Annotated in this window: 24 protein-coding genes; 3 read left to right on the forward strand and 21 right to left on the reverse strand. The window is 46.1% G+C overall.

What is annotated here, in order from left to right; genetic code table 11:
• Positions 1-10: 10 nt before the first annotated feature.
• The 12 genes from MH215_RS24755 to cymR form a co-directional block, all read right to left on the reverse strand.
• Positions 11-940: a peptidase U32 family protein gene (locus MH215_RS24755; RefSeq protein WP_056701275.1), complete on the reverse strand. Its 930-nt coding sequence runs from the start codon at positions 938-940 to the stop codon at positions 11-13.
• Between the two features lie 15 nt (positions 941-955).
• Positions 956-1,978: an endolytic transglycosylase MltG gene (gene mltG / locus MH215_RS24760; RefSeq protein ID WP_239293772.1), complete on the reverse strand. Its 1,023-nt coding sequence runs from the start codon at positions 1,976-1,978 to the stop codon at positions 956-958.
• 93 nt (positions 1,979-2,071) lie between these two features.
• Entirely contained in the window at positions 2,072-2,386 is a 315-nt protein-coding gene (locus MH215_RS24765) for a DUF1292 domain-containing protein (RefSeq protein WP_239293747.1), read from the reverse strand.
• Complete coding sequence (locus MH215_RS24770) at positions 2,387-2,686, reverse strand: DUF1292 domain-containing protein (RefSeq protein ID WP_024633075.1); 300 nt, start codon at positions 2,684-2,686, stop codon at positions 2,387-2,389.
• Between the two features lie 12 nt (positions 2,687-2,698).
• The gene (gene ruvX / locus MH215_RS24775) at positions 2,699-3,115 is read right to left on the reverse strand and encodes a Holliday junction resolvase RuvX (RefSeq protein ID WP_186380887.1); all 417 of its coding nucleotides are present in this window, start codon (positions 3,113-3,115) and stop codon (positions 2,699-2,701) included.
• Between the two features lie 127 nt (positions 3,116-3,242).
• Positions 3,243-3,503, reverse strand: a complete 261-nt coding sequence (locus MH215_RS24780) for an IreB family regulatory phosphoprotein (RefSeq protein ID WP_056701269.1) — start codon at positions 3,501-3,503, stop codon at positions 3,243-3,245.
• 232 nt (positions 3,504-3,735) lie between these two features.
• Positions 3,736-6,366, reverse strand: a complete 2,631-nt coding sequence (gene alaS / locus MH215_RS24785; protein WP_239293748.1) for an alanine--tRNA ligase — start codon at positions 6,364-6,366, stop codon at positions 3,736-3,738.
• 426 nt (positions 6,367-6,792) lie between these two features.
• Positions 6,793-7,860 (reverse strand): AI-2E family transporter, encoded by a 1,068-nt coding sequence (locus MH215_RS24790; protein WP_056701265.1) that lies wholly within the window; start codon positions 7,858-7,860, stop codon positions 6,793-6,795.
• A gap of 574 nt (positions 7,861-8,434) precedes the next feature.
• Positions 8,435-8,644: a hypothetical protein gene (locus MH215_RS24795; RefSeq protein ID WP_024633070.1), complete on the reverse strand. Its 210-nt coding sequence runs from the start codon at positions 8,642-8,644 to the stop codon at positions 8,435-8,437.
• 10 nt (positions 8,645-8,654) lie between these two features.
• Positions 8,655-9,176 (reverse strand): PRC-barrel domain-containing protein, encoded by a 522-nt coding sequence (locus tag MH215_RS24800; protein ID WP_056701263.1) that lies wholly within the window; start codon positions 9,174-9,176, stop codon positions 8,655-8,657.
• Positions 9,177-9,341: 165 nt separating this feature from the next.
• Entirely contained in the window at positions 9,342-10,493 is a 1,152-nt protein-coding gene (locus tag MH215_RS24805; RefSeq protein ID WP_239293749.1) for a cysteine desulfurase family protein, read from the reverse strand.
• 159 nt (positions 10,494-10,652) lie between these two features.
• A complete protein-coding gene (cymR, locus tag MH215_RS24810; RefSeq protein ID WP_056701259.1) occupies positions 10,653-11,072 on the reverse strand; it encodes a cysteine metabolism transcriptional regulator CymR in 420 nt (139 codons plus the stop codon).
• A gap of 438 nt (positions 11,073-11,510) precedes the next feature.
• On the opposite strand from cymR, the gene mnmA reads away from it, so the two are divergent.
• Entirely contained in the window at positions 11,511-12,635 is a 1,125-nt protein-coding gene (mnmA, locus tag MH215_RS24815) for a tRNA 2-thiouridine(34) synthase MnmA (RefSeq protein ID WP_056701257.1), read from the forward strand.
• A gap of 183 nt (positions 12,636-12,818) precedes the next feature.
• On the opposite strand, the gene crcB (MH215_RS24820) is transcribed toward mnmA, so the two are convergent.
• The 4 genes from crcB (MH215_RS24820) to MH215_RS24835 are packed head-to-tail and all read right to left on the reverse strand — an operon-like array spanning position 12,819 to position 15,780.
• Positions 12,819-13,175, reverse strand: a complete 357-nt coding sequence (gene crcB / locus MH215_RS24820) for a fluoride efflux transporter CrcB (RefSeq protein WP_239293750.1) — start codon at positions 13,173-13,175, stop codon at positions 12,819-12,821.
• Positions 13,172-13,570: a fluoride efflux transporter CrcB gene (crcB, locus tag MH215_RS24825; RefSeq protein WP_239293751.1), complete on the reverse strand. Its 399-nt coding sequence runs from the start codon at positions 13,568-13,570 to the stop codon at positions 13,172-13,174. Before crcB (MH215_RS24825) ends, crcB (MH215_RS24820) begins: the two co-directional genes overlap by 4 nt.
• Before the next feature lie 2 nt (positions 13,571-13,572).
• The gene (locus tag MH215_RS24830; protein ID WP_239293752.1) at positions 13,573-14,880 is read right to left on the reverse strand and encodes a replication-associated recombination protein A; all 1,308 of its coding nucleotides are present in this window, start codon (positions 14,878-14,880) and stop codon (positions 13,573-13,575) included.
• 18 nt (positions 14,881-14,898) lie between these two features.
• A complete protein-coding gene (locus MH215_RS24835; protein ID WP_239293753.1) occupies positions 14,899-15,780 on the reverse strand; it encodes a LysR family transcriptional regulator in 882 nt (293 codons plus the stop codon).
• Between the two features lie 146 nt (positions 15,781-15,926).
• On the opposite strand from MH215_RS24835, the gene MH215_RS24840 reads away from it, so the two are divergent.
• Positions 15,927-16,682, forward strand: a complete 756-nt coding sequence (locus tag MH215_RS24840) for an SDR family NAD(P)-dependent oxidoreductase (protein ID WP_239293754.1) — start codon at positions 15,927-15,929, stop codon at positions 16,680-16,682.
• A 29-nt stretch (positions 16,683-16,711) separates the two neighbouring features.
• Positions 16,712-17,587, forward strand: coding sequence for a DMT family transporter (locus tag MH215_RS24845; RefSeq protein ID WP_239293755.1), 876 nt, complete (start codon positions 16,712-16,714; stop codon positions 17,585-17,587).
• Positions 17,588-17,768: 181 nt separating this feature from the next.
• Here the strand turns inward: MH215_RS24845 and MH215_RS24850 are convergent, their stop codons facing one another.
• The 5 genes from MH215_RS24850 to aspS all read right to left on the reverse strand — a co-directional run bounded on the left by MH215_RS24850 (position 17,769) and on the right by aspS (position 26,209).
• A complete protein-coding gene (locus MH215_RS24850) occupies positions 17,769-19,946 on the reverse strand; it encodes a HelD family protein (RefSeq protein ID WP_239293756.1) in 2,178 nt (725 codons plus the stop codon).
• 219 nt (positions 19,947-20,165) lie between these two features.
• Positions 20,166-21,947, reverse strand: coding sequence for an ABC transporter ATP-binding protein (locus tag MH215_RS24855; RefSeq protein ID WP_239293757.1), 1,782 nt, complete (start codon positions 21,945-21,947; stop codon positions 20,166-20,168).
• Between the two features lie 70 nt (positions 21,948-22,017).
• A complete protein-coding gene (locus MH215_RS24860) occupies positions 22,018-23,316 on the reverse strand; it encodes an NCS2 family permease (protein ID WP_239293758.1) in 1,299 nt (432 codons plus the stop codon).
• Positions 23,317-23,660: 344 nt separating this feature from the next.
• A complete protein-coding gene (locus MH215_RS24865) occupies positions 23,661-24,413 on the reverse strand; it encodes a tRNA threonylcarbamoyladenosine dehydratase (protein WP_239293759.1) in 753 nt (250 codons plus the stop codon).
• 17 nt (positions 24,414-24,430) lie between these two features.
• Complete coding sequence (aspS, locus tag MH215_RS24870; RefSeq protein WP_063567716.1) at positions 24,431-26,209, reverse strand: aspartate--tRNA ligase; 1,779 nt, start codon at positions 26,207-26,209, stop codon at positions 24,431-24,433.
• Positions 26,210-26,357: the final 148 nt, after the last annotated feature.

Consider the following 26,357-nt stretch of genomic DNA (forward strand, 5'->3'; position numbering starts at 1 on the left):
ACCTCTTCTATTAATACACTTGTTCTTTGTAGAAAAACCCAAATGACAATTCCCGTTCAGGATCTTGCAATTCACGAACTTCATCCAGCCAATCTTCGGAGAAGGCATATGCATCAGCATCTGAGATATAATGATCAATTGCTTTTCGGTAGGCCTTAACTACTGCTACATTGTAGGCTAGCGGCTTCAAAATGCCTTCAATCTTCAAGCTATGCACACCTGCCTCCATTAGCAAATGTAGATCCTCCAAAATGCAAATATCCTCTGAACTCATAATATGTGTCCCGTTCACATCTTCATAGATCGGGAATTTCTCATCCCGTCGCTCAGCTTCAATCAAGAACAAGCCACGCTCTTTGCCGAGATCTCCCTCCACAGGACGACCCTGATGTGCCATGTAACTCTGTACGAGGCTACGCTTGGAATGATAAATATTAGTCATCCCATGTACCTGTACCTGAGCTTCCACCTTCAAAAAAGGAACCATCTCTGTAAGCTCGTCCATGTTCAGCTCGCGCGCCAACACAACACGACTAGCACCTTTTGTCCCCCAATAGTTGGCGGTGGCATAGTTGGTCGACGTCATCTCTGCATTCCAATGGAGCTGAATGTGTGGAGCGTATTCTCGAATAGCTCCAAGCACCGACGGATCATTAAATTCCACTCCGTGTACACCGATTTTGCCCAATGCTTGCACGTACTCAGGTAGTTCCTTCAGCAGATCATTAGACATCAAGTTCGTCATAGATACATAGACGCGTGCCTGATGTTGAGTTGCAAGTTCTACGACCTTTGCTGTCTCTTCTATAGTGAAGCTACCAGGAAGTCGCATACCGAATCGATCATCCCCAACTAACAGGGCATCCGCGCCTGCCTGTAACAGTACCTCTGCTTCATTTACATTCGCTGCTGTAACCAGCAGTTCATGTTTCTTACTCATATACATCCCCTCCGCTTATTGCGCAGCCTTACTCTTGGCTATATTTTGCTGATGTTCCTTATACGTTTTGGCAAACAAATGCCCGGACGAACCGTCTTTTTTGGTTACATAAAATAGGTATTCTGAAGCTTCTGGTTGAAGTGCCGCCTGAATGGACGGTAGACTTGGACTTGCGATGGGCCCCGGAGGTAGCCCTTTGTTCAGATACATATTGTAGGGACTCTCTACCTTTAGATCCTTGAAAAGTAATCTAGCCTTTGGCTTGTCCAACAAATACTGCACTGTAGCGTCAATCTCCAGCTTCATGTCCTGATGAATCCGGTTATAGATCACACCCGCGACTAGAGGACGTTCAACATCGACGACAACTTCTCTCTCCACTAGCGAAGCGATAGTCAGCAATTCATGCAATGACAACTTCTTCTCTTGCAGCTCAGTCTCCAGATTCGGAATTGAATTCACTTTGGTCTGGAACTCCTCCAGCATGCGCTGCATAACATCATGGGTAGAGCTGTCCTTTTTGAGTTCATAGGTTTCTGGAAACAGATACCCTTCGAGCACATAACGCAGCTCTTCATCTACTGGAATATCTTTAATAATATCTACATCAAAGGCCGAAGGGTCATTGGCAAGCTTGATAAATTCATCGCGATCCACAATGCCTTCTTCCGATAATTTATCTGCCATTTGCAGCACAGTATACCCTTCCGGAATCGTAAACTTCACCATTTCCTCGGGTACAACTTCACCATTATTCAGCTTGTTCACGATCTCCTCATATGACACACCTGGATTCATCGAATAGGTACCTGCCATAAAATTCGAACCTTGCTTCTTCCATTTCAAGTATCCTTTAAAAGCTAGGCCACTTCGAATAAGACCTTCTTGCTGTAGTTGTTCTGCAATTTTCGATGTTCCTGTTCCACTTTTGATCTCAAAAACGATCGGCTCTGTTGAAGCTTCGAGTGGACGCATCATGTTCCAGGCATACGCACCAGCCCCACCGACAGCTATAACAATGATAAGCAGAAGAATCATCCAGACTTTCCCTTTCAAAAAAGAAACAACTCCTTTACACAACCAAAAAGAGCGGACTTCTCCGCCCTTCCGGTTTCTTCAATTTGAAGCTGATTAATCTTCATCAATGGGAAGTGTACATTCATCGTATAATTCCGAAATGTCCTCCCATTCTTCATCATCGTCAATCGTTACTAACTCCGGCATGATCTGGTCTTCACTACCTGGTAATACTCTCAGAAGTTCAACTTCGTCATAAGGACGCAATGAGCTTCGAAGTACGGCGTATTGCTGACCATGCACTTCGAATTCAGCCAGCAAGTCGTAGGGATGTGATTTCCCGTTCTCTTCCTCGAGCTCAACTTGAGCACCAAAAGCCAAACGCAGTGAATCTGTCCATTTTAGGTCTTTGCGGCTGTATTCAGTCATTTAGTTCGCTTCCTCTTCATCTTCTGCTAAGAATGTATTAAACGTCTCCTCAACGATATCCCATTCGGCATCATCTTGGATGACGAAAAGTTTAATGTCGTCGCCCTCTTCTTCGTAACGGAATGCATATACATCCGTCTCTCCATCCTCGGGCTCAACCGGAGCAACCATCATGTACTTGGCCTCCGAACCATCTACTTCAAACTTCATGATGACTTCGAATTCTTCTTCATTGCCCTCGTCATCCGCGATGTAAATAATCTCCGATTCTTCTTCCATACCCAGTTGATCTTCAGCCATTGTTGATCCCCCTCACCTTTTACTGTTGGCATCTAAATAGTTTTGCAAAATCAAGCTTGCGGCCATTTTGTCCACAACCTGCTTGCGTTTTTTCCGACTGACATCCGCTTCAATCAGCGTTCTTTCTGCTGCCATGGTTGTCAGCCGTTCATCCCAAAGGTGAACAGGTAAATTCAGTTCGCCCCGCAGGCGTTCGGCAAAATCGATACAGATTTCACCACGCGGCCCTACGGTGCCGTTCATGTTTTTGGGGAGCCCTACAACGATCTCGCTAACCTCGTGCTCGCGCACAAGCTCGGCAATTCGACCGAACTCACCTTCATCCCGGCGGCGTTCAAGCACTTCCAATCCCTGGGCAGTCCAACCGAAGGCGTCACTGACAGCAACTCCGATTCTTCGGTCCCCATAATCCAAACCTAATATTTTCATCATGCTCTCCCATCCTCAAGCCTGCTTAGGAGGATGAATCATCCTCTCTCTCAAGCTTCAGGCTGACTACTGTCGGTTCATTTCCCGCTGCCCTGCATGGGTTGCATCACAGCGGAAGCGGTGTACATTACCGGTGATTGGCCAGATAAGAACGTACAAGCTCTTCAATGAGCTCATCGCGCTCCTTTTTCCGAACCAGGCTGCGTGCATTGTTGTGACGAGGGATGTATGCGGGGTCGCCAGAGATCAGATACCCGACAATCTGGTTGATAGGATTATACTCCTTATCGACCAGTGCATCATATACCGTGAGAAGAATCTCTTGGGAGGATGCCTCCTGCTCGTCAGCTTTCACATTAAATTTAACCGTCTTATCCATGGAGTCCATTGATGACACCTCGCTCCTGCATGAACATGGGGACCATGTCCTGCCGAATTGATTTCTGCTTATATAATAACATATTCTGACTGTCACGAGTAAACAAAGGAGAAGCGAATTGTGTTTTTTGCTTGACTGTTACGGTTTACAGCAAGTTGTTGCTGTTCATTCGTAACTGAAAACAGTAATTTATATTCGCTTCATCCTCTGTAGATGTTCAATTCAATTGATTTCGTTAGAATTAAACAACATGCTCACTTACAAGTGATACAGCCACTTTCAGTGCTTCATCCAGCTTGGATGCGTCCTTACCTCCAGCTTGTGCCATATCTGGGCGTCCACCGCCACCGCCGCCGCACACAGCTGCAACTTCTTTGACAATCTTACCTGCATGAAGACCTTGCTTCACTTGCTCTGCAGGTACAGCGACAACAAAGTTCACTTTACCATCTGCAGGAGCACCCAGTACGAGGACTGCATTAGGCAGTTTCGCCTTCAGTTCATCCGCTACAGTTCGCAGTGCATCCATGTTCGGAGCATCTACACGAGCCGCTAGCACCTGCGTGTTACCCGCTTGTACCACTTGATCGGTCAGTTGACCTGCTTCCATAGCACTGAGTTTGCTTTGCAGGGATTCTGCTTCTCTCGCTGCTTCTTTCAATTGTTGATTCAAGCCTTCGATCCGTTTAGGCACATCAGCAACATTCGCTTTGAGCAAGGTAGCCGATTGTTTCAACAGTTCTAATTGACTCTCAACATAGAGATATGCACCACGACCCGTAACAGCTTCAATACGGCGTACACCGGAACCAATTCCGCTTTCGCTTACTAGTTTGAAAATTCCAATCTCCGATGTATTATTTACGTGGCAACCGCCGCAAAGTTCCAAACTGTAGTCTCCTACTTGAACTACGCGCACGATATCCCCGTATTTTTCACCAAATAGCGCCATTGCGCCCATTTCTTTGGCCTCATCGATCGCCTTCAATTCGATGTTCACGTTCAAGCGATTCCAGATCTGTTCGTTAACCTGACGCTCAATCTCCGTCAATTCTTCCGGTGTAATGCTACCGAAGTGAGAGAAGTCGAAACGCAGACGTTGTGGTTCAACCAATGATCCTGCTTGATTAACGTGAGTTCCCAGTACATCCTTGAGCGCTTTGTGCAACAGGTGGGTTGCGGTATGGTTTTTAATAATATCCCCACGTTTGGACGCATCCACCTCTGCCTTAATGACATCACCTACACGCAGCTCACCAGCTTCTACCACGACCAAATGTACATGTTGTCCCATTGGAGCTTTGAACAAGCCTTGAACTTTAGCAGTCATATTCGCTCCGCGCAATAAACCTTGGTCACTGACTTGTCCGCCACTTTCCGCATAGAACGGTGTTTGGTCAAGGATGACCTGGCAAGACTGCCCTTCACCGACAGCATCCACAAGCGCTTCGTCAGCAACAATAGCTACCACTTTTGCTTCCTTCAACAGGTCAGTATAACCAACAAACTCGCTTTTAACCTCTAGATCAGCAAGAGGGCCACCTTGAGCCTTCATACTTTCGTTCTCTTGACGACCTGCTCGTCCAAGATCACGTTGTCTCTGCATCGATACATCGAATCCTTCACGATCTACCGTGAGGCCATTCTCAGCTGCATAGTCTTCTGTAAGGTCAAACGGGAATCCGTATGTGTCATACAATTTGAAAGCTTCTGGTCCACTAATCACTGTGCGTCCTTCCGCTTTAGCTGTTGCACTAATATCAGCTAGAATCGCCAATCCATCGCTAAGTGTTTCATGGAAACGCTCTTCTTCCGTTTTGATGACTTTAGCAATGAACTCTTGCTTCTCCACTACTTCTGGATAGTACACGCCCATAACCTCACCGACGGTAGTTGTCAGTTCATACAGGAACGGACGGTCTAGTCCAAGCACTTTACCGTAGCGCACTGCGCGGCGGAGCAAACGACGGATAACATATCCGCGGCCATCATTACCTGGCAGAATGCCATCACCTACAGCAAAAGAAACCGTACGGATGTGATCCGCAATCACTTTTAGCGCAACGTCAATTTCCACGCTATCATTATATTTAACACCAGCAAGTGCTGCTGTTCTCTGAATCATCGGTTGGAACAGATCGGTATCGAAGTTGGAATCCACATTTTGAAGAATGGAAGCAAACCGCTCGAGGCCTGCGCCTGTATCAATGTTTTTGTTCGGAAGCGGGGTATAGCTGCCATCTTTATTGTGATTGAATTGTGAGAATACCAAGTTCCATACTTCGAGGTAACGCTCATTCTCTCCACCTGGATACATCTCTGGATCATTCATATCGTTGCCATAAGCTTCGCCGCGGTCGTAGAAAATCTCCGTACATGGTCCACAAGGACCTTCACCGATGTCCCAGAAGTTTTCGTCCAGCTTAATAATTCGTTCTGCCGGTAGACCAATCTTTTCATTCCACAGTTTGAACGCTTCTTCGTCTTCTGGATATACCGTTACGGACAGACGCTCTGGGTCGAAACCAATCCACTCTTTGCTTGTTAGGAACTCCCATGCCCATTCGATAGTCTCTTCCTTGAAGTAATCTCCAATAGAGAAATTACCTAACATTTCGAAAAATGTATGGTGACGGCGCGTTTTGCCGACATTTTCGATATCATTCGTACGAATACATTTTTGCGAGTTCGCAAGACGCGGATTCTCTGGCTTCTCACGACCGTCAAAATACGGTTTGAGCGGCGCCATACCTGCATTAATCCACAACAAAGATGGATCATTGTGAGGTACAAGGGATGCACTTGGTTCAATTTTATGACCTTTACTTGCAAAAAACTCTAACCATTTAGACCGGATTTCACTAGCTTTCATGTTGGTCTTCCTCCAATTTAATTATAATGTCCGGTGCTGTAACTCCCCCGGTTTGTTAATCATGATAATGCGATAAAAACAACACAAAAAACGCCCCTGATTATATCAGGGACGATGTTATCGCGGTACCACCCTGGTTATTGCCATTTATCCAGGATAAATAGACAATCGCCTCGTTGATGCGAATAACGGTCGCTTCCGGCAGGGTTGTCCTGCACTCCGAAATTAGCTTTCTGCCGCTTCAACTTCCTAGACTCTTCCAGCCATCAGGCAGATTCAACTCTGCTCCGAAGGAGTCTATTCTCTGAGAAAGGAACCCCGGCATACTTTATTTCATCATCGATTTCATAGTCTAAACATACACCCTCATTATATCGATATGCCTATCAGGTGTCAACGCACGTAACTTCCGCTCCCAGACTGGCTTTATTCAATCCTTCGCTTGATGTAATATGCGAAGAAATGCTGCATAATCACTTTCAGGACTGCAAAGACAGGTACGGCAAGAATAAGTCCAACAATACCAGCTAGCTCTCCCCCAACGAGAAGGGCAAAGATAATTGACAGCGGGTGCAGGTGCAATGTTCGCCCAACCACCTGTGGTGATATGACGTTACTTTCTAACACCTGACATAACGTATTGACGATGACCACGAACAGCACCATTTTGAGAGATACAGTTGACGCCATTACGACTGCAGGTGCTGCCCCCAGAAACGGACCCAGATAAGGAACAATATTAAACACAGCAACAATGCTTGCCAGCAATAAGGCATAGGGCATATCTACAATCACGTAACCGATGTAGGCAAAGATCCCCACGATCACACACACAATAAATTGCCCACGAATGTAATTGCCCAGTGCTGCATCAATCTCTTTCATGACTGAAACAATGGCTTTGCGACGTGAGCGGGGTAAGTAGGCAACAACAGTACGCTCAAATACTTCAAAGTCCTTAAGCATATAGAAAATAAGAAAAGGCACGATAAATACGTTGAACAACACGTTAATTGTTGCTCCGATATTATCCATCAGCACCGTAATCCCTTGTGTCAGTCGATCCTCCATTTGAAAAAACCAGCTATTCATGCCCGTGCGCACGCTTGGCGGCATTAACTTGTTATCCATGCTATTCATTAAACTTTGGGCTCGCATCGAAAGCTCTGGCATATGTTCATTCAACTCTTCCAGTTGTTCAATCAATACAGGGATCACATTCATTAAGATCACACCGATACAGGTCAGGAAAAAAGCATAAATCAGCAGGACTGCAATTGTCCTCGGCACTTTACGCCCACCTAGCATACTTACAATTGGATTCAGAACATAAGATATGATAAGTGCTACGATAAAAGGTGCCAGAACTGTTCTCAGAAATCCATATATATGTAGCAGCAATGGCCTTAACAGCCAGATAAAATATAAGATAATTAAGCCCAGCAGCAGCCAGATGGCGTAACGGAACAGCTTGTGTTTGGTTAATTGCTCCACTTGTATCTCTCCCTTTTGGACTGGCTCTGAAAGTCAGTATATGTAGGAAAGAGAATATTTATTAACAGGACATGTCTCAAAACTCGCTGAAGTGCATCTTTTACCGCCTTTTCGCCCCTGCTGCATACTTCGGAATTTTCAGACACGTACTAGAGGTTGTTCAAAAAAGTTAGAAACCGCATTTATTGAACACGCACTATATCTAAACGCAAAAAAACGCCTCCTTCTCATTGAGAAAGAGACGCATGTTGTAATCCGGTCGAGCATATATTATGGCATACTCTATGAATTACTATGTAACCACACATCAATATGCCCTGTTGCGCGTATCGCAACAGCATTTAACGACATAAACTGTCATCAAACCGCATATAGAGGAAGTTCATTGACTTTAAGTACGTGTTCAAAAAGGTCGGTTTTCAGTACCAAGAAGATGGGATGAAGCTAGAAATGGAGTAGCGGAGCGTAGGCAAAACTACGTGAGCAACGGACATTTCGGCTGAATCCCATATTCGACGTTGAGATGCAACTCGCGCATCTTTCGTAATCAAAAGCGGACTTTTTGAACAACCTCTTAAGAAGACGCGTGCAGGTGAGGGAAGTCTTGTGGCAATTCTTCACCGAAGAACAAGTCATCGAGTGAGCTAAGTGTGCCGTCTTCTTCTACCTGATACACGGACATCTTCTCTCCGTTCACCGTTAATTCGATAAAGCAACCCCAGCAATAAAACTGGTGGGAACCAATTTTCCCGATATCTTTGGAACTACAGTTTGGACATTTCATATTCATTCACCTATCCATTAACAGAATGAATGGCATTTTCCAAGCGTTGCTCACTCAGTGGAGGTACCATAACGGCATTTTCCCCGATAGACATATCGCTTGTACATGGCAGCCATTTACGGCCCTCAATCAAATCGGACACGAACCCGTCCGTAATTTCAATCCCTATTATTGTATTTCCCAACTCTTGGTCAAAATAAACATCAGAGATTCGTCCTAATAACAAACCCTCTTCAGTAAGTACATTTCTCTCCTTCAATTTAGATTGACCGAGAAGGTACGTATGTTTTATGTCGTCGGCTCCCGTCTTGCGGACAGCCTGTTGATTACGGATCATGACGGCATCTTCGCCGTAGGCAACGATATCTTGCCACTGCACGATTTTGACATGACTGGTAAACAGGCCTTTGTTCTCAAGTTCAATGCCTTCAATTTTCCAATCGTCACTCACAATGAAATCCTGGATTTTGCCGACCTGTTTGCCATCCTCAACATCAAAAACAGCTAGACCGATCATTTCCTGAAGCTTCATCGTAGGGTCCCCCTCATCTTCTTATCATTAAATAGGCGCGGTGCTATCATTGTTAGGTATGCCCAAAGCTTATGAATGGCAATCAGATACCAACATCCAAACCGCTCTATCCAACCGATGAAATGGAACTTCTTCCCTCCTTATGTCCCATGTGTAAAGATCCCCTTAGGGTCTATTACGCAGTCGCCCAAGAATGGTTCCAATTTTTTCGGCGGTTATCCTGATTTCTTCCGTAGTATTACCCAATCCCCAGCTAAAACGAATCGCTGAATGCAAAAATGCTTCTGGAAGCTTCATCGCTTTGAGCACATGGGACAATTCAAGAGAACCTGATGTACATGCCGAGCCGCTGGCAACAGCAATCCCCTCCATATCGAGGTTCATTAACATCGTTTCCGTGGACACTTCAGGGAAGCTAATATTTATAATGTTGGGAAGCGTGAACTCGGGGTGGCCGTTCACATGAAAATGCTCTGCCCCCACGTGCTCCTTCAATTGTTGAAGCAACAATGCTCTAAGCTGCAGATCATGCTTGTAACGCACTTGTTGTTCTGCCGAAACAAGTCGTAATGCTTCAGCGAATCCGGCAATGCCAGCCATATTCTCTGTTCCTGCACGTCTCTGCCGCTCCTGCAACCCTCCATGTGCTCTTGCTTCCAGTACAACGCCACGCCGCACATAGAGTGCACCGACACCTTGTGGCCCATTGATTTTGTGAGCAGAAAAACTAATCAAATCCACAGGCAAGTCATGACAGGAAATTTGTTGTGTACCCAATGCTTGAACCGCATCGGTATGGAACCAGATATCATGTTGTCTTGCAAGCTCACCAATCTCACGTATAGGCTGAATTGTACCCACTTCATTGTTGGCAAACATAATCGTAATCAGAATCGTGTCTGGACGAATAGCATCACGTAACTCATCCACGTTAATTCTTCCGTGTTGATCAACAGGCAGATAAGTTACTTCGTATCCTTGACGCTCCAATTCTTGACAAGTATGCAATACGGCATGATGTTCAATCTCCGTTGTAATGACATGACGTCCACGATCTTTTCTTGCTGATACCGCACCAAAAATAGCTAGATTATCACTTTCCGTTCCACCTCCAGTGAACACTAGCTCATCCGGCAAACAGCCCAAAGCCTTTGCTACAGCATCTCTTGAGCCGCTGACAACGCGTTTGGCATCTCGGCCAAATGCATGAATACTAGACGCATTCCCATATTGCTCTGTCATAACTTTCATCATCGCTTCTGCGACTTGTGGATGCATTGGTGTGGATGCAGCGTGATCCAGGTAGATTCTTTGCATTTCACTTCACTCCGTTATCGTTAAAGTACGAATTCGCAATTAAATTCACATGTACAAATATGCTTAAATAGCTCGTTGCATGGCTAAAGCCCCCATAATGGGGGCTTTATATGTGTGATCTCTGATGCTCGTCATCTTATTTAGATATGGAACATTTCATTAAATGTAGAACATATAGCTGTCTTTTTTCTCCTGATCCTCGAACGTAATAAGATCCTTCAATGTCGTGGAATCCAGTACCTCTGCAATGCTATCACGAATACGCAGCCATAGATCCCGCTTAGCCGGGTCATCTTCTTCGGTGAAGTCCACCGGAGAGATTGGCCCTTCCAGTACGCGAATCACGTCACCTGCGGTTACTGTCGCAGGATCGCCTGCCAGAATGTAGCCACCGTAAGCACCACGAATACTTTTAACAAGTCCTGCATTACGCAGCGGAGCGATCAGTTGCTCCAGATAATGCTCGGAAAGCTGGTTGCGCTCGGCAATGCTTTTAAGTGATGTAGGGCCTTCGCCTGTTCTTGCAGCCAGCTCCATCATGATTGTGAGACCGTAACGGCCTTTTGTTGATATCTTCAAAGGAGTCACCTCTTTCAATTTTCGAAAAAACGCACGATAAATCTTAACTTACCCTATGTGATTCATGACCGTCTTTCCCTTATTGTGTGGTTAAGAATGGGAAAATACAGGTCTTATACTTCTAATCCTACGTATTCCGATCATAACCCTCAGCTAATGTTAACATATCTGTCTGCGTTATGGAAAACAAAGATTGACGATTTTCAAAAAATGTACGCCTACAGTGGACACTATCCAAAATTGGCCGGGTGTATCGTAACTTAGACCAGGTTATGCTAAAATAAGAAAAGCGTCCATTGACGTGCTTCATAGAAGCTTGATCGCATTCAGCGAAAATGTTTCTTACCTTATTAGAAAGAGGATGCTCCGAGGCTTTCACTTTCTGATATGATAAGGAACGAGAACGAAACACATTTATATATAGAAGTGGTGATAACGATGTCCAAAACAATTGAAAATACACGGGTCGTCGTTGGCATGTCCGGGGGTGTCGATTCTTCCGTAACTGCGCTCTTGTTAAAAGAGCAAGGATACGATGTCATCGGCATTTTCATGAAAAACTGGGATGACACAGACGAGTTCGGCCACTGTACCGCTGAAGAAGATTCAGAGGATGTGCGCCGGGTTTGTGAACAGATCGGCATTCCATACTACACTGTCAACTTCGAGAAAGAATACTTTGATAAAGTATTTTCCTATTTCCTTGATGAATATAAGTCAGGTCGCACGCCAAATCCTGATGTCATGTGTAATCGTGAGATCAAGTTCGGCGAATTCCTGAACAAAGCGCTTGATCTGGGTGCAGATTATGTAGCAACAGGTCACTACGCCCGCCTTGTTGAAGAGGATGGTCAATTCAAACTGCTGCGTGGTGTAGACAATAACAAGGATCAGACCTATTTCCTTAACGCTCTCAATCAGAACCAGCTATCCAAAGCAATGTTCCCGATCGGTCATCTTCCTAAACCGGAAGTACGCAAAATTGCTGAAGCAGCCGGTCTGTACACTGCGAAGAAAAAAGATAGTACAGGTGTCTGCTTTATTGGCGAGCGCAATTTCAAAGAGTTCCTGAGTAACTACCTACCGGCCAAAGGTGGAGATATGGTCGATATCGTTACCGGTGAAGTCAAAGGTCGTCATGATGGCCTAATGTACTACACACTTGGACAGCGCCAAGGTCTCGGTATTGGTGGGTCTGGTAATGGTGAGCCTTGGTTTGTTGCTGATAAGGATCTAGAGCGTAATCAATTGCTCGTTGTACAGGGCGATGCCCATGCAAGCTTGTACTCAACAGGTCTCACAGCAACCGGTGTAAACTGGATTGCCGGCGCCGAGAAGGTGCCTAACGTTCCATTCCGCTGTACCGCAAAATTCCGCTATCGCCAGCCCGATCAAGGCGTAACGCTGACATGGCAAGCAGACGGTAGTGTCGATGTACAATTTGACCAACAGCAAAAAGCCATTACACCAGGTCAAGCTGTCGTTTTCTACGACGGAGAAGTATGCCTTGGCGGTGGAACCATTGATCAAGTGCAAAAGGTACCTGTACCCGCAATGCAATAACAAATGGCGTTATGATGTAGTTTAGGACTGTGCACAGTTCTTCCATTATCATAAAGAAAGCCTTGTATCTCGATAAGAAAAGCCACCTTTCATGTATACCATGAGAGATGGCTTTTTTCCTGCTTTTTATTGCAAAAAAAATTAATTTTTCTATCTTGGCAACCCGTCTGATTTCCTCGTTAGTCAAACGATCCAGGTTCCTACATAAGCAGCAGCAACACCTAGCACGACCGAACTAACGACGTACACCGCAGCTCGTGCATGACGCGCTTGATTCAACAAGCCAAGTGTTTCATACCCGAAGGTGGAGAAGGTGGTATATGCTCCGCAAAAACCTGTACCCCCTACCACCCATAACCAATCCGGTATTATAGCCGACTGATGCCAGCCATACAGTAAACCCAGCAATAGAGAACCACTAATATTAATCATCCAGGTTCCCCATGGAAACCCCGTACCGACGGAGCCCGAGATCCATTTTCCCAGGCTATAACGAAGTAGCGCACCCACCATACCTGCACACCCAATCCACAGGATCATGAAGCACCTCCGGCCGATGATTTGTTGAGCATACTATGTCCAATCTTGATGCCAAGTCCACAGAGAAACAGCCCCATAACCAAACTAACGAACAGGTATATCAGAGCTCTTTCCCATAGCCCTCCCTCAATCAACCGTACGATATCTAGACTAAACGTAGAGAATGTAGTGAATGCTCCCGTAAAACCAGTGCCGATCGCTAGGCGAAGTTGGGGTGTTATTTTGCCCGGTACAGCAATGGTGAAGAACCACCCCAAGAACAGGCTTCCAAGCGCATTAATCAACAGTACCGCCCAAGGAAAACCTTCATTCGCTGCAGGCATCCAGACCTGTACTCCATACCGGGTAAGTGTTCCTATCAATCCACCACACGCCACATATATGAATTCTTTCATAACTACAAGTCTCTGCGCCGTTGTTGATTCAACCGAATTTTCGATTCATTCCCCTGCTCTGTCGCTTCGTAAAATACACGGCGTGATAGCTGCTTAGGTAGGTATTCCTGCTTCACATAATGACCTGGATAGTTATGCGGATATTGATATCCTTCATGTCCAAGTTTCACTGCGCCTGAGTAATGGGTATCCCTCAAATGAAGAGGAACCTCTGCCGATTTCACTTCATCGATGGCATTCATCGCTTTGGATATGGCCGTATACACCGCATTCGATTTAGGGCTCTCTACCGCGAATAGAATCGCTTGAGCAATGTTCAGCTTGGCTTCAGGCCATCCGTTGTTCCGATATGCATCCAATGCGCCAATGGCTTGTGTCATCGCTTGTGGGTTAGCAAGTCCAATGTCCTCACTGCTCGCTGCAATCAGGCGACGAATAAACGTCATCGGATCCATACCGAGTTTCTCCACTGCATATAAAAACCAGAATAATGCCGCATCACTAGAACCACGAATGCTCTTGTGGAAGGCAGATAACACATCATACTGCGTTGATTCATCCGCTTTTACAATGGGACGCCGAATCGACTCCTCCGCTACACCAAGCGTAATATGAATCGTACCATCCTTCTCTGGTGGCGTCGTCAGGGCAGCCAGTTCAAGTGCATTTAACGCTCGGCGAATATCCCCATTAGCCATCGTAGCAATATGCTCAAGCGCTTCCTCGTCTACCTGCAGATCCATGAAACCCAGCCCTTTGTCTACATCCGTAAGCGCACGACGCATCGCAATCAGAGAATGCTCCTTGTTTAAAGACTCCAACTGGAACAGGGTGGAACGACTCATTAAGGCTCCATTGACATAGTGAAAAGGATTCTCCGTTGTAGCCCCGATAAAAATAATGGTGCCTTTCTCAACTGCCGGAAGAAGCGCATCCTGTCTAGAGCTATTGAAGCGATGAACCTCATCCAGAAATAGAATCGTTTTGGTTCCATACAGCTGCTTGTTCGTATGCGCCTGTTCGATCACTTCACGCACATCTTTGACAGAGGCATCCACTGCGTTGAGACGCACAAATTGCCCTTGTGTATGCTTCGAGATGATGTTAGCAAGGGTTGTCTTACCACAGCCTGGAGGACCGTATAATAAGATTGAGGAAATCTGATCCGCTTCGATCGCACGTCGCAGTAATTTACCCTGTCCGATAATGTGTTCTTGTCCAATATATTCATCAAGCTGCTCTGGCCGCATCCGGTCAGCGAGCAGTCTTGCCTGTGGCTGTGAATCTTGTTGAAATGAAAATAAATCCATGATCTATCACTTCCTTAACTAATGACCTCTACTCTCTATCATATCATATTCTTTCGGTAACAAATCCATAATTGCACGTAGAGCACTACTAACAAAGGCATCTTTGCGAGTGATAAAATACGTCATCATATGATTCATACCCAAAGGAAGTGAATGTTTACGCAGTAATCCTTGTTGCAGATGTTGCCGAATCACAATTTCAGGTAACAATGAAATCCCCATGCCTGAAGTAACCCCACTAATAATGGCTTCAAGGGTACCAAACTCCATAATTACGGGACGATTAACACCGTTGCTTAGTAACCAATCCTCCAAAATTTTACGGTAGGAGCACCCCATACTGTACACCAAAACAGGCTTCTCAACGAGTTCTTGATTCTCTGGACGAATGCCAGAGGATACAATAAATAATTCCTCGTCGTAGACGGGTACCGCAGAGAGATCAGGATGATCACATGAACAGCCTATAAAGGCTCCTTCCAGCTCATAACCCAGCACCTGATCAATTAGATACTGTGAGTTGCCTGTGCTTAATGACAGGGAAACCGATGGATACAGCGTATAATAACTCGCAAACAGCTCTGGCAATCGCACAGCCGCAGCCGTCTGTGTAGAGCCTATTCGTAGCGGGCCTGTTGGCTCATTGGTGGCACATAGTGCTTTCTCTGCTTCATTCAACAATCCGATAATCTTATCCGCATAGGTAAGCAGCAACTCCCCCGCAGGAGATAACGTCATTCCCCGATTATGACGAATGAACAGTAAAGTACCGACCTCTGCCTCCAAGTATTTGATTCTCGCTGTGACATTGGACTGCACATATCCCAGGCGCTCCGCTGCCTTGGTCAAATTGCCTTCCTGGGCTACATATTGAAATATTCGTAGATCTCCGCTCTCCATATGATGATCATATCCTCCTCACCTGACATCACTATTAATGATATCAAGTTCATTAACAATCATTATACAGTATGACAGATCAGTCCTACAATTGAGGGTATCTGGATACAGCATATCGCTGTGTCACCCTAGGAGGATGTATAAGTATGGCAAATCATCATAATAGCTGGACAGAGCAAGTGGTTTTAATTACTGGAGGTGGTACAGGCATCGGACGAGCAACCAGCATACTTTTGGCTGAACGAGGTGCGAAGGTAGTTGTCAACTATTCCCGTTCCCGTGAAGATGCCGAGACGACTGTGCAGTTCATTAGGGACTCAGGTGGGCAAGCCATGAGCATCCAGGCTAACGTTGCATCTGACCTTGAGGTTCGTCGTATGGTTGCGGCAGTTGCTGAAACGTATGGACCTGTGACCCAACTGGTCAACAACGCAAGCATTACGCATCATATTCCACTGTCTGATCTAGAATCTGTAACGGATGACATCTGGAATGAATTGTACGATGTGAATGTTAAGGGCATGTTTTATTGCGCACGTGCTGTCTCAGACGGAATGAAACAGGCTGGTCACGGGGCTATCATCAACTTGGGGAGCATTGCAGGCAGCACAGGTTCAGGCTCATCTCTTCCCTACGCTGTATCCAAAGCAGCTGTACATGGCTTAACCCGCTCACTCGCTCATGCTCTTTCGCCTAATATCCGGGTCAATGCGATTGTCCCTGGTGCAGTGTCTACACGTTGGTGGGCAGGCAACGAAGAACGAATGAACCAGTTGGCAGGGAGTATTTTGCTACAGAAAATAACGCCTAGTGAAGATATCGCCCATATGATCTGCGCCGTTCTCGAACAACCCTCCATGACAGGACAATTAATAACAGTCGATGCTGGTCAGACATTGTAACGTGAATTATTGAAAGGAGTACTAATGGTATGAAAAGCGGACAATACACACTACTGATTATCATCACCACCTTCATTATGGGAACTTCATTTCCTGTTGGTAAAATAGGCATGCATTATGCTCCGCCCTTCTTGCTTATGGGACTGCGTTATATCCTCGCCAGCATCATTATGGCCTATATTGTGCGTAAACGACCACTGCCTGTAGGATGGCGACAATGGTTACAGGTAGCCTTGATCGGACTATTCCAGTCCGCTGGTGTCATGGGCTGCGCTTACTACAGTATGAACTGGATCACTTCGGGAGAGTCGGCCATTCTGACCTTCACCAATCCCCTACTGGTCATTCTATTCAGTGCAGTTCTGTATGGGATGAGGTATCGCTTGAGCCAGTGGGCTGGTGTTCTGTTAGGCTTCATAGGGGTTGTGTTAACGTTTGGTCTGCAGCTGAGCGTAAGTCCTGGAACATGGATTGGTCTTGCCGGCGCCTTCTGTTTTGCCGTGTCCACATTACTGATTAAACGCTGGGGAGCTGCGCAGGATACGTTTGTGCTTACCGCATACCAAATGCTCGCAGGTGGCATCGTTCTTCTGATCCTAAGTGCTTGGACGGAAGAACCCCATTTTGTTCTAAATGCGACCTCTATCTTTGTCCTGCTGTGGCTCGCACTCATCTGTTCGATCATTCAATTCTCACTCTGGTTCTATCTGTTACAACATAGTGATCCAGCCAAAACAAGTTCTTTCCTCTTCTTGGCTCCGTTCTTTGGTGTACTTTCAAGTTGGATTTTGCTATCTGAACGCATGGAGTGGATGATGGGTGTAGGCGGGGCGTTCATCTGTATCGGTATTTATCTGGTCAATCGACGTCAACGTATAATGGAGATGAACACAACGAATCCGTAATAGCTGACACCAGTAGTTAATATGAGCGGTTAATACGAGATGTTAAACGAGTTATTAACCATAAGTAAGTAATACAAGTATCTGATACAAACACAAAAAAAGTCATGGCGCTCCCTAACTGAGCAACCATGACTTGTAGCATTTATTTGTAGAGGAATCGATCTCATGTATCTCTGTATCACTAAACTTCAGGCCACGCTTGAATAGATACCAGCTCACCCTCTGAATTATGCGTTGCAGAAGCATATGCTGGTAGATCACCTTCATGAAACAGCCATAGCTCATGCAAGGCACGCGTGCACCCAACATATAGTAGCTTCGCATCTCCTGCATTAGGCAAATAATGTGTCTGATCCACATCCGCCACAATCGCTGCATCAAACTCCAGCCCTTTGGATAAATACACAGGTAGAACGGAGTGACCACCAGTATATTCTTTTTTGCCACCATCAATCAGATTAAGATCCCAGCCCGCCTGCTCTAGTTCACGATGTAACGCCTTCGCTTCATGCAAGGTACGCGTTAGAATAGAAACTGTCCGATAATCCTTGACCGTCAGCAGTTTCAGAGCACGCTCTAGACTCGCAGTCCGCCCCTCACTACCATAAGGTAGAGTCCTGACAGGATCACCACTCCGAAACACAGGAATCGCTGTAATTCCGCTCTTAACGCCCTGTTCTAGAATGGTATTCGCATAATCAATGATCTCCATTGTAGAGCGATAACTACGTGTTAGTGCAAAATATGCATTCTGGTCTGCCGGGAACAAGGAACTCATCTCTTCCCATGTGTGTACACCCCGGTACTCATGAATGCCTTGCGAGAGATCGCCAAGAATCGTAAAGGAATGCCCTTTGACAAACTGATCCAGCAACGCCACGTGAAACGGTGAAAAATCCTGTGCCTCATCGATAACGACGTGATCAAACCGCTCATTGCCTTCAATATCGTTGACTAACGTATGAATATAAACGAGCGCAGGTAAATCCTCTTCACGCACACGATTTTCTTTCAGATCTGCTGCCGTTTGTTTCATAACCATCTTCGGAATCGCTTGCTGTGCAGATGCTGGAACTGAACCACCTTTGATCACTTTGAACAATTGCTTATATAGGGTCAAAGGTTCATATTGCGGCCACTTTTTGGCGTAAGCCTTTTCCCGAGTTGCTGCTTTCTTTTTGCGATCCTTGCGCACAGCCTCCGGTACAGGTTTCTTAAGTTCCATCTCTATCCAGCGATGAATACGCGCCATGACACGTTCTTTTCGTTTGGCGAGTGGGTAGTGCTTGTATTCGTCCCCAAACCAGCCCTCGATCTCGGCTTTGCTGAGCACTGCTCCATCCCATGGGCTAAAGTCCATATCTGGTACGGAATCCTCTTCCATCCCGGACAGCCACTCCTTAATCAGTTCCATGAAGCGGATCGATCCTTTGTAGCGCCCAGGCACATCATCATTAAGCTCAGGACGAGCAGCTGGTGTTTCGAACCATGTGTTTAGCGTCTCCGCTGTATCCGCCAAAGGCATCTCCAGACTGAGCAGATTCATCGCCCAATCCGGGAAAGTTTGCTGCTGGATATCACCTACGCCCAGTTCGGGGAGTACATCGGAGATGTAATCAAGGAACATATGGTTCGGTGCAAAAATAACCATCTTCTCCGCAGATACCTGCTCCTTATATTGATACAGCAAGAAGGCGAGTCGATGCAGGGCAACCGTTGTTTTTCCAGATCCAGCTACACCTTGGATAATCAAAGCGGTGTTTCTTGCCGCACGAATGATCTGATCCTGCTCTGCCTGAATGGTTGAGACGATATCACGTAGCTTGTTATCCTTGTTCTCACCCAACCGATACACGAGAAATTCATCCGATACGGCTGGCTGGTCGCTGTCGCGATTATACGTATCTGCTACACGTTCCAATATCCGCTGCCGAATGACAACGTTTCGTTTCAAGTAAACCAGACCTTCAATGAGCCCTTCTGGGGCTTCATACGTAGCGGAAGCTTCGCCTCCTGTAAAAGAGTAAAACAGACTTGCGACAGGAGCACGCCAATCGATGACGAGTGGATGCTCGCCCACCTCTTCGCGGTCTACGCCGATTTTGCCAATATACAGCGGCTTCCGTGCACCGCTGCCCTGCTCTTCGAAATCCAAGCGTCCGAAATAGGGTTGCTGCGCGCTCTTGGACAAGGCGGTGCGGCGCTCTTCGCGTCCCGCTTCCAGCACTTGCTCTGTGAAGTCGTGGCCGGTATAGACCGGAACATTCCGCAGTCGTTCCAACTGACGATCCACTTCCTCCATCGTTCGCTCTAACCTGTACTCTTCTTCTTGATAGGCACTTTGAAAGCTGTCTGACATGTTTCAGTTACCTCCTAAGAAATGTTTGCTCTGCATAGCCAATCACTGACCACGCAAAAGGATACCCAATATATCACATTGATCTGCAAAAAGCTACAGGTACTCCCAATACCAGTAAACTAAAAACCGCTGTTCTCGTGTGTAGAAACGAAAGAACAACGGTGTATAGCTTCAGCTTGTTAATTATCTATGATGAAATATGTGTTCCTATAATTAAAATTAATTATTCTGGCCTTCCTGAGCCACAAACTGTTTCTGAGCCAGCTCACGGTATACCGCATGATTGCTGATCAATTCCGCATGCGTTCCTGTTCCAGTCACATGTCCATGTTCCAACACAACAATCTGATCAGAATCGACGACCGTAGACAACCGGTGTGCAATCACAATTGTGGTTCTTCCCTCCATAAGATTGGATAAGGCCTGTTGAACTTCATGTTCTGAGGTACTATCCAAGCTGGATGTCGCTTCATCCAACATGAGAATATCCGGACTACGCAGCAGTGCACGAGCAATAGCAATCCGTTGACGCTGACCTCCGGATAACTTGATGCCTCTTTCGCCCACTTCTGTCTCATAGCCCTGAGGTAGCTTGTCGATGAAGTCAGCCGAATACGCCATCTCCGCAGCTCGCCTGATCTCATCCATTGTAACATCACGGTTCAATCCGTATGTAATGTTGTCCTTGACCGTACCTGCCATGAGCGGACTTTCCTGTGATACATACCCGATCTTACTCCGCCAAGAGGACAAAGAGTACTCTGATATTGGTTGTCCACCATAAGAAATGTGACCTGAATCCGGCATATAAAACTGCTCCAATAAGGAGAACAACGTTGATTTACCACTACCACTTGGCCCAACAATAGCTGTTACCTTCCGTGTAGGAACCGTTAGATCAATCCCATGCAGCACTTCTTCCCCTGTGACATAAGAGAAATGCACTTGATGAAATTCAATGGTTTCATTCCCCTGAGGCGCTATCTTCGTACTGTGGTTCTGTTCTTCCTCATCTGCAAAAATAGCTTGAATGCGCTCTGTCGCTCCGACTACTTTTTGCAAACGGGAATATAATGTCGTGAACTGTCCCATGGGCATGATGACTTGGAATAAGAGTAGTATGAATGCTACCAGCTCACCTGGCGACAGTATACCAGACGCTACGCGCATTCCCCCAACACCCAGAATAACGACCAACACAGCCGTCATGACAAATGAGAACAACGGACCGATCAGCGCCAGAATGCGTGCTTCCTGCAAACCAAAAGCAAACATTTTGCGAATTCGGGAATCCCCTGCTTCTGCCTCCTGTTTCTCCGTACCATAGGCTTTAACCAATCGAATCTCGCCAATCACTTGGCTAAGCACCGATGTTAGGCCTGCCATCTCATCCTGCTGTTTCTTGGAAATCTTGTACATCTTCTTCCCAACCGGCAACAGAATTAATAACGTAAGTGGTACCAGACTTAGAATAATGAGCGACATCACCCAGTCCAGATAAAATAACAACGCCACTCCACCGATAACAGCAACGATATTGGATACAAACGATACAAGGTAATCCGCAATTAAGGTCATGATCTGACTCGTATCATTGGTAATCCGGCTCATCGTGTCCCCAGTGCGGTTGCGATCAAAATACGGCATGCGCAAGGATAAAACCTTGTTCCATAGCTTCGTCCGCAGTGTCGCCACCACTCGTTGCCCCGCATAATTCAACATATAAATACTGATACCCGAAGCAATGGCCTGAATGACAAATGCCCCAACCAATAACAAAATGATAGACTTATCGAGCGCCGAAGTCGTCAGTCCATCGATCAGACCTTTGGTCATCAGAGGCACGATCAATCCGGCCGTAGTCTGAATCAAGGTCAAAATGAGAGCTAAAATCAGGATTAATTTCGGTGGGTTCGTGGAAGCAATGAGCTTAACGAAATCCTTAAATCCCTTTTTCCCAACCTTAGGCTCATTCTGTTCTACTTGTTGTTGCTCTTCCATTCCCGTTCCTCCCGTTCTCATCTGCTTACCAAAGATCATACGTATGAACTTACATTAGGTTCCCCGCCTTTTACAACACCCCGTGCAGCACGAAATTAGCCAAAAAGAGAATGGATATGCCATACATCACTAGCGGCACTTGTTTTCCTTGACCTGCGGCCAGCTTCGCAAGCGGATAAGCGATGAATCCAAAAGCCATACCATCCACGATACTATACGTAAAGGGAATCATGACCATGATCAAAAAAGCTGGGAATGCCTCTGTGAAGTCACCAAAATCCATGTCCTTCACACCTTGCACCATCAAACCACCAATAATAATTAAGATTGGTGCAATCGCACTATCTGGAATGTAACCGAGCAATGGAATGAAGAAAAAGGTTGCCCCGAACAGCACCGCTGTCACGAGAGGTGTCAAGCCCGTGCGACCACCTGCAGCAATACCGGCAGTCGTCTCCGCTGCTGCCACTGGTGGGCTGCTTCCAAATATCCCTGCCAGCACCGTACTAATGGAGAGTGCCCGCAGACTGCCTTTGAATCGTTCTGGACGGCTGATCATTTGCGTCTGAGCGGTAATAAGTCCAATATTTTCGAACACCACAATGAGTAGCAATAAAAATACTGCAATCCAAAAGGCGATGTCCGCCAGCTTCATCAATGATAACTCACCAAACAAGCCCCCATACTGGCGCAGCGCTTCCATTGCGGATACCGACTCACCGGGGTGTACTGCACCGAGGACATACGCAAGCCCTGTCCCAATCAGAATACTGATGAGAAGTCCACCCTGTACATTACGGATAAATAAAATCAAGGCAAGAACTAGCGTCACGCAGGCGGTGATTACATTAGGATCGTTGAAATGTCCAATGGCTACAAACGTAGTCTGGTGCGCAATTACGATCCCGCTTTTTTGCAAACCGATGAACGTCAAAAATAATCCAATTCCTACGGTAATACCATGCTGTAGATTTTTGGGGATCGCTTCGCTGATCATTTTATATAATGACGTGAATGCAACGATCGCAAATAATACCCCTGTAACAGCTACAACAGCCAGCGCTTCCTGCCAGCTCAGTTTCATTGAATGTACCAATGTATACGTGAAGAAGGCATTAATCCCCATACCAGGCACTACCACAATAGGTGATTTCCCGCCAAATGCCATAAGTAAACAACCTGCAATAGATGTGAGTAACGTGCCTACCATTGCCGCCTGCAAAGGCATTCCGGCATCAGATAGAATTGTAGCATTGACCATAACGATATAGACCACGGCAAAGTAAGAAATGGCTCCTGCCACAATCTCCTTTTTCCACTGATCCCCCGGCTCGATCCCAAGACGTCTGGACATCCATCCATGTTTCATTCGTTCTATTCCCCTCTCAAGCTGCGAATCTCTATGTATTTATCATCATTTCGCACAGCAATGAATATCATACACGGTTTTCACTTTGAAGTACATGACGTAATCCTGATATATCTATTGCACCTCCGATTCACTTATCACAGCAAATACGTGACTGAGCTGACCACCCTTGTCATGAGCAGGGCACTGCGTGCTGGGAGCTGCACGCATTTAGATATGTCAATTACCTGTTTCAGAGGATAAGTAGTAGACAAACACCAAAAAAACGCAGGTGCACATAGGCACCCACGTTTATAAGGTAGAGAATGTTTATTAATTGATGTTACTTGTTACTTCTGTTGTGCCTATTGTTGCTCTGCTTTTTCAAGTAGTTCTTTCACCGCTACGCTCACCATGATCAGTCCAGCTACCGGTGGAACAAAGGCATTACTCGCTGGTGGCTGTTTGGCTTTGCGTATTTCTGGTGCGTTCTCTGGTACAATTTTTTGCGTAACATCTGCACGTGGTTTGAGTGGCTCTTCCGTGGAGAATACCACCTTCACGCCTTTTTTGATACCGTCTTTACGAAGCTTCGTACGGACTACACGGGCAATCGGGTCCATGGATGTCTTAGAAATGTCCGCAACCTGGAATTTCGTCGGATCCATTTTATTCGCCGCACCCATGCTGGAGATCATTGGAATGTTACGTTTCAGGCACTCTTTAATGAGGTGGACTTTATAGATGATCGTGTCGGATGCATCCAGTACATAATCCAATTCATATTTGAACAGTTCCTCGTACGTTTCTTCCGTGTAAAACATATTTAGTGCAATCGCATCACACTCAGGATTGATCAGCTTCACCCGTTCAACCATCAGATCGGCTTTCTTCTGACCTACGGTTGTTGTTAACGCGTGAATCTGGCGGTTGATATTCGTGATATCCACCACGTCTTTATCAATCAGGATGATGCGTCCAACACCGCTGCGCGCAAGGGCTTCTACTGCAATACCACCTACGCCGCCAATGCCGAGCACAGCTACGGTACTATTTTTGAGAGCGTCCAGACCTTCTGATCCGATGGCCAGCTCTGTTCTGGAAAATTGATGAAGCATTGAGATCGAAACCTCCTTTATTTCTTTTCCGCTACCGGTTTACGGGCTACACGGATGTGAAGTTGTTCCAATTGTGAGTTGTCTACTTCAGAAGGTGCATTCATGAGCAGATCGGTTGCACTTGCCGTTTTCGGGAAGGCAATCGTTTCACGCAGATTCGTACGACCAGCAAGCAACATCACGAGACGGTCAAGACCAAAGGCAATACCGCCATGTGGTGGCGTTCCGTATTCGAATGCTTCGAGCAAGTAACCGAATTTCTCATTAGCCACTTCTGGAGACAATCCCAGGGCTGCAAACATTTTCTCCTGCACGTCACGTTTGTAGATACGCATCGAACCGCCACCAACTTCATAACCATTCAGAACAAGGTCATAAGCTTGAGCGCGAATTGCACCTGGGTCTGTGTCGAACAGATGCACATCTTCATCTTTTGGACGTGTGAACGGGTGATGTTCCGCTACATAACGTTTCGCATCTTCATCATAGCCAAGCAGTGGGAAATCTACAACCCAAGCAAACTTGAACTTGCTATCGTCGATCAGACCCAGTTGACGGCCGATTTTCAGACGCAATGCGCCCAGAACGTCAGCAACGACTTTTTTCGTGTCAGCGGAGAAGAGCAACAAGTCGCCTTCCTCTGCACCTGTACGTTCTTTAACGGCTTCAATCTCTTCAGGCGTGAAGAACTTCACGATTGGCCCTTTGAACTCGCCATCTTTCACTTGGATCCATGCCAGACCTTTGGCACCATAACGTGCTGCGAATGGTCCGAGGTCGTCAATTTCTTTACGGCTCCATGTACCACAGCCTTTAGCGTTCAGTACTTTTACTTCTCCGCCTTTTTCGATGACAGAAGCAAATACTTTAACACCGCTGTTCGCTACGATATCGTTCATTTCTACCAGTTCCATGCCAAAGCGCAAATCTGGTTTGTCTGAGCCGTATTTACCCATTGCATCTGCATACGTGATACGTTGGAATGGCAGTTCAAGCTCAATGCCTTTTGTTTCACGAAGCAATTTAGCCATAAGCTCTTCCATCATTGGCAGCAGGTCATCCTGTTGCAAGAAGGAAGTCTCGATGTCGACTTGCGTGAACTCCGGTTGACGGTCTGCACGCAGATCCTCATCCCGGAAACAACGTGCGATTTGATAATAGCGCTCCAATCCACCGACCATCAGCAATTGCTTGTAGATCTGTGGGGATTGTGGCAGGGCGAAGAATTCACCTTCATGCACACGGCTTGGTACAAGATAGTCACGCGCACCTTCTGGGGAGCTCTTCGTCAAGATTGGTGTTTCTACCTCAACAAACTCTTCTCCATCCAGATAATCACGGAATACTTTAGATGCTTTGGAACGCAGTTTCAGTGTTTCGAACATTTCCGGACGACGCAGATCCAGGTAACGATATTTCAAACGAAGCGACTCATCAACCTCAACGCCGTCTTCAATGAAGAATGGAGGCGTTTTGGCTGCATTCAGCACTTCAATTTCGGTAATTTGAACTTCAATCTCACCTGTAGGCAAGTTTTTGTTTACGGTCTCTTCGTCACGCTTAACGACTTTACCGGTAACAGCGATAACATACTCACTACGTACACGATCTGCAATTTGCAGAGCTTCGCCTGAGTAAGCTGGGTTAAAGACAACTTGTACAATTCCACTACGGTCACGTAGATCAATGAAGAGTACGCCCCCGAGGTCACGGCGAGTCTGAACCCAACCGTTCAATGTTACTGTTTCACCGATGTGTGCGGGTGTTAATGCGCCGCAATGATGACTTCTTTTCATAACCAAACTCCTCATTATGTGAATTTCCGTTCTGTGTTGATAGCAGGCAATTCCCGTTATCACCAGTGCGGTTGTGTGAAGACGATTTTATTAGAAAGGCTTTGCTCTTACAGAATCACTCGACCTTTCGCATCCTATGTGTTTTAGT

The sequence above is a fragment of the Paenibacillus sp. ACRSA genome, from assembly GCF_022346845.1.
In the GTDB taxonomy this organism is placed as follows: domain Bacteria; phylum Bacillota; class Bacilli; order Paenibacillales; family Paenibacillaceae; genus Paenibacillus.

What these genes read in the sequence shown, in the direction of transcription:
- mnmA (WP_056701257.1), top strand. Translation starts at nt 11,511, where the DNA reads ATGTCCAAAACAATTGAAAATACACGGGTCGTCGTTGGCATGTCCGGG.
- crcB (WP_239293750.1), bottom strand. Translation starts at nt 13,175, where the DNA reads ATGATCCTGTGGATTGGGTGTGCAGGTATGGTGGGTGCGCTACTTCGT.
- MH215_RS24865 (WP_239293759.1), bottom strand. Translation starts at nt 24,413, where the DNA reads ATGCTTCATCAATTTTCCAGAACAGAGCTGGCCATCGGATCAGAAGGT.
- alaS (WP_239293748.1), bottom strand. Translation starts at nt 6,366, where the DNA reads ATGAAAGCTAGTGAAATCCGGTCTAAATGGTTAGAGTTTTTTGCAAGT.
- mltG (WP_239293772.1), bottom strand. Translation starts at nt 1,978, where the DNA reads ATGATTCTTCTGCTTATCATTGTTATAGCTGTCGGTGGGGCTGGTGCG.
- MH215_RS24765 (WP_239293747.1), bottom strand. Translation starts at nt 2,386, where the DNA reads ATGACTGAATACAGCCGCAAAGACCTAAAATGGACAGATTCACTGCGT.
- MH215_RS24855 (WP_239293757.1), bottom strand. Translation starts at nt 21,947, where the DNA reads ATGGAAGAGCAACAACAAGTAGAACAGAATGAGCCTAAGGTTGGGAAA.
- MH215_RS24780 (WP_056701269.1), bottom strand. Translation starts at nt 3,503, where the DNA reads ATGGACTCCATGGATAAGACGGTTAAATTTAATGTGAAAGCTGACGAG.
- MH215_RS24835 (WP_239293753.1), bottom strand. Translation starts at nt 15,780, where the DNA reads ATGGAGAGCGGAGATCTACGAATATTTCAATATGTAGCCCAGGAAGGC.
- crcB (WP_239293751.1), bottom strand. Translation starts at nt 13,570, where the DNA reads ATGAAAGAATTCATATATGTGGCGTGTGGTGGATTGATAGGAACACTT.
- MH215_RS24830 (WP_239293752.1), bottom strand. Translation starts at nt 14,880, where the DNA reads ATGGATTTATTTTCATTTCAACAAGATTCACAGCCACAGGCAAGACTG.
- MH215_RS24845 (WP_239293755.1), top strand. Translation starts at nt 16,712, where the DNA reads ATGAAAAGCGGACAATACACACTACTGATTATCATCACCACCTTCATT.
- MH215_RS24795 (WP_024633070.1), bottom strand. Translation starts at nt 8,644, where the DNA reads ATGAAATGTCCAAACTGTAGTTCCAAAGATATCGGGAAAATTGGTTCC.
- MH215_RS24755 (WP_056701275.1), bottom strand. Translation starts at nt 940, where the DNA reads ATGAGTAAGAAACATGAACTGCTGGTTACAGCAGCGAATGTAAATGAA.
- aspS (WP_063567716.1), bottom strand. Translation starts at nt 26,209, where the DNA reads ATGAAAAGAAGTCATCATTGCGGCGCATTAACACCCGCACACATCGGT.
- MH215_RS24770 (WP_024633075.1), bottom strand. Translation starts at nt 2,686, where the DNA reads ATGGCTGAAGATCAACTGGGTATGGAAGAAGAATCGGAGATTATTTAC.
- MH215_RS24805 (WP_239293749.1), bottom strand. Translation starts at nt 10,493, where the DNA reads ATGCAAAGAATCTACCTGGATCACGCTGCATCCACACCAATGCATCCA.
- MH215_RS24850 (WP_239293756.1), bottom strand. Translation starts at nt 19,946, where the DNA reads ATGTCAGACAGCTTTCAAAGTGCCTATCAAGAAGAAGAGTACAGGTTA.
- ruvX (WP_186380887.1), bottom strand. Translation starts at nt 3,115, where the DNA reads ATGAAAATATTAGGTTTGGATTATGGGGACCGAAGAATCGGAGTTGCT.
- MH215_RS24800 (WP_056701263.1), bottom strand. Translation starts at nt 9,176, where the DNA reads ATGAAGCTTCAGGAAATGATCGGTCTAGCTGTTTTTGATGTTGAGGAT.
- MH215_RS24860 (WP_239293758.1), bottom strand. Translation starts at nt 23,316, where the DNA reads ATGAAACATGGATGGATGTCCAGACGTCTTGGGATCGAGCCGGGGGAT.
- MH215_RS24840 (WP_239293754.1), top strand. Translation starts at nt 15,927, where the DNA reads ATGGCAAATCATCATAATAGCTGGACAGAGCAAGTGGTTTTAATTACT.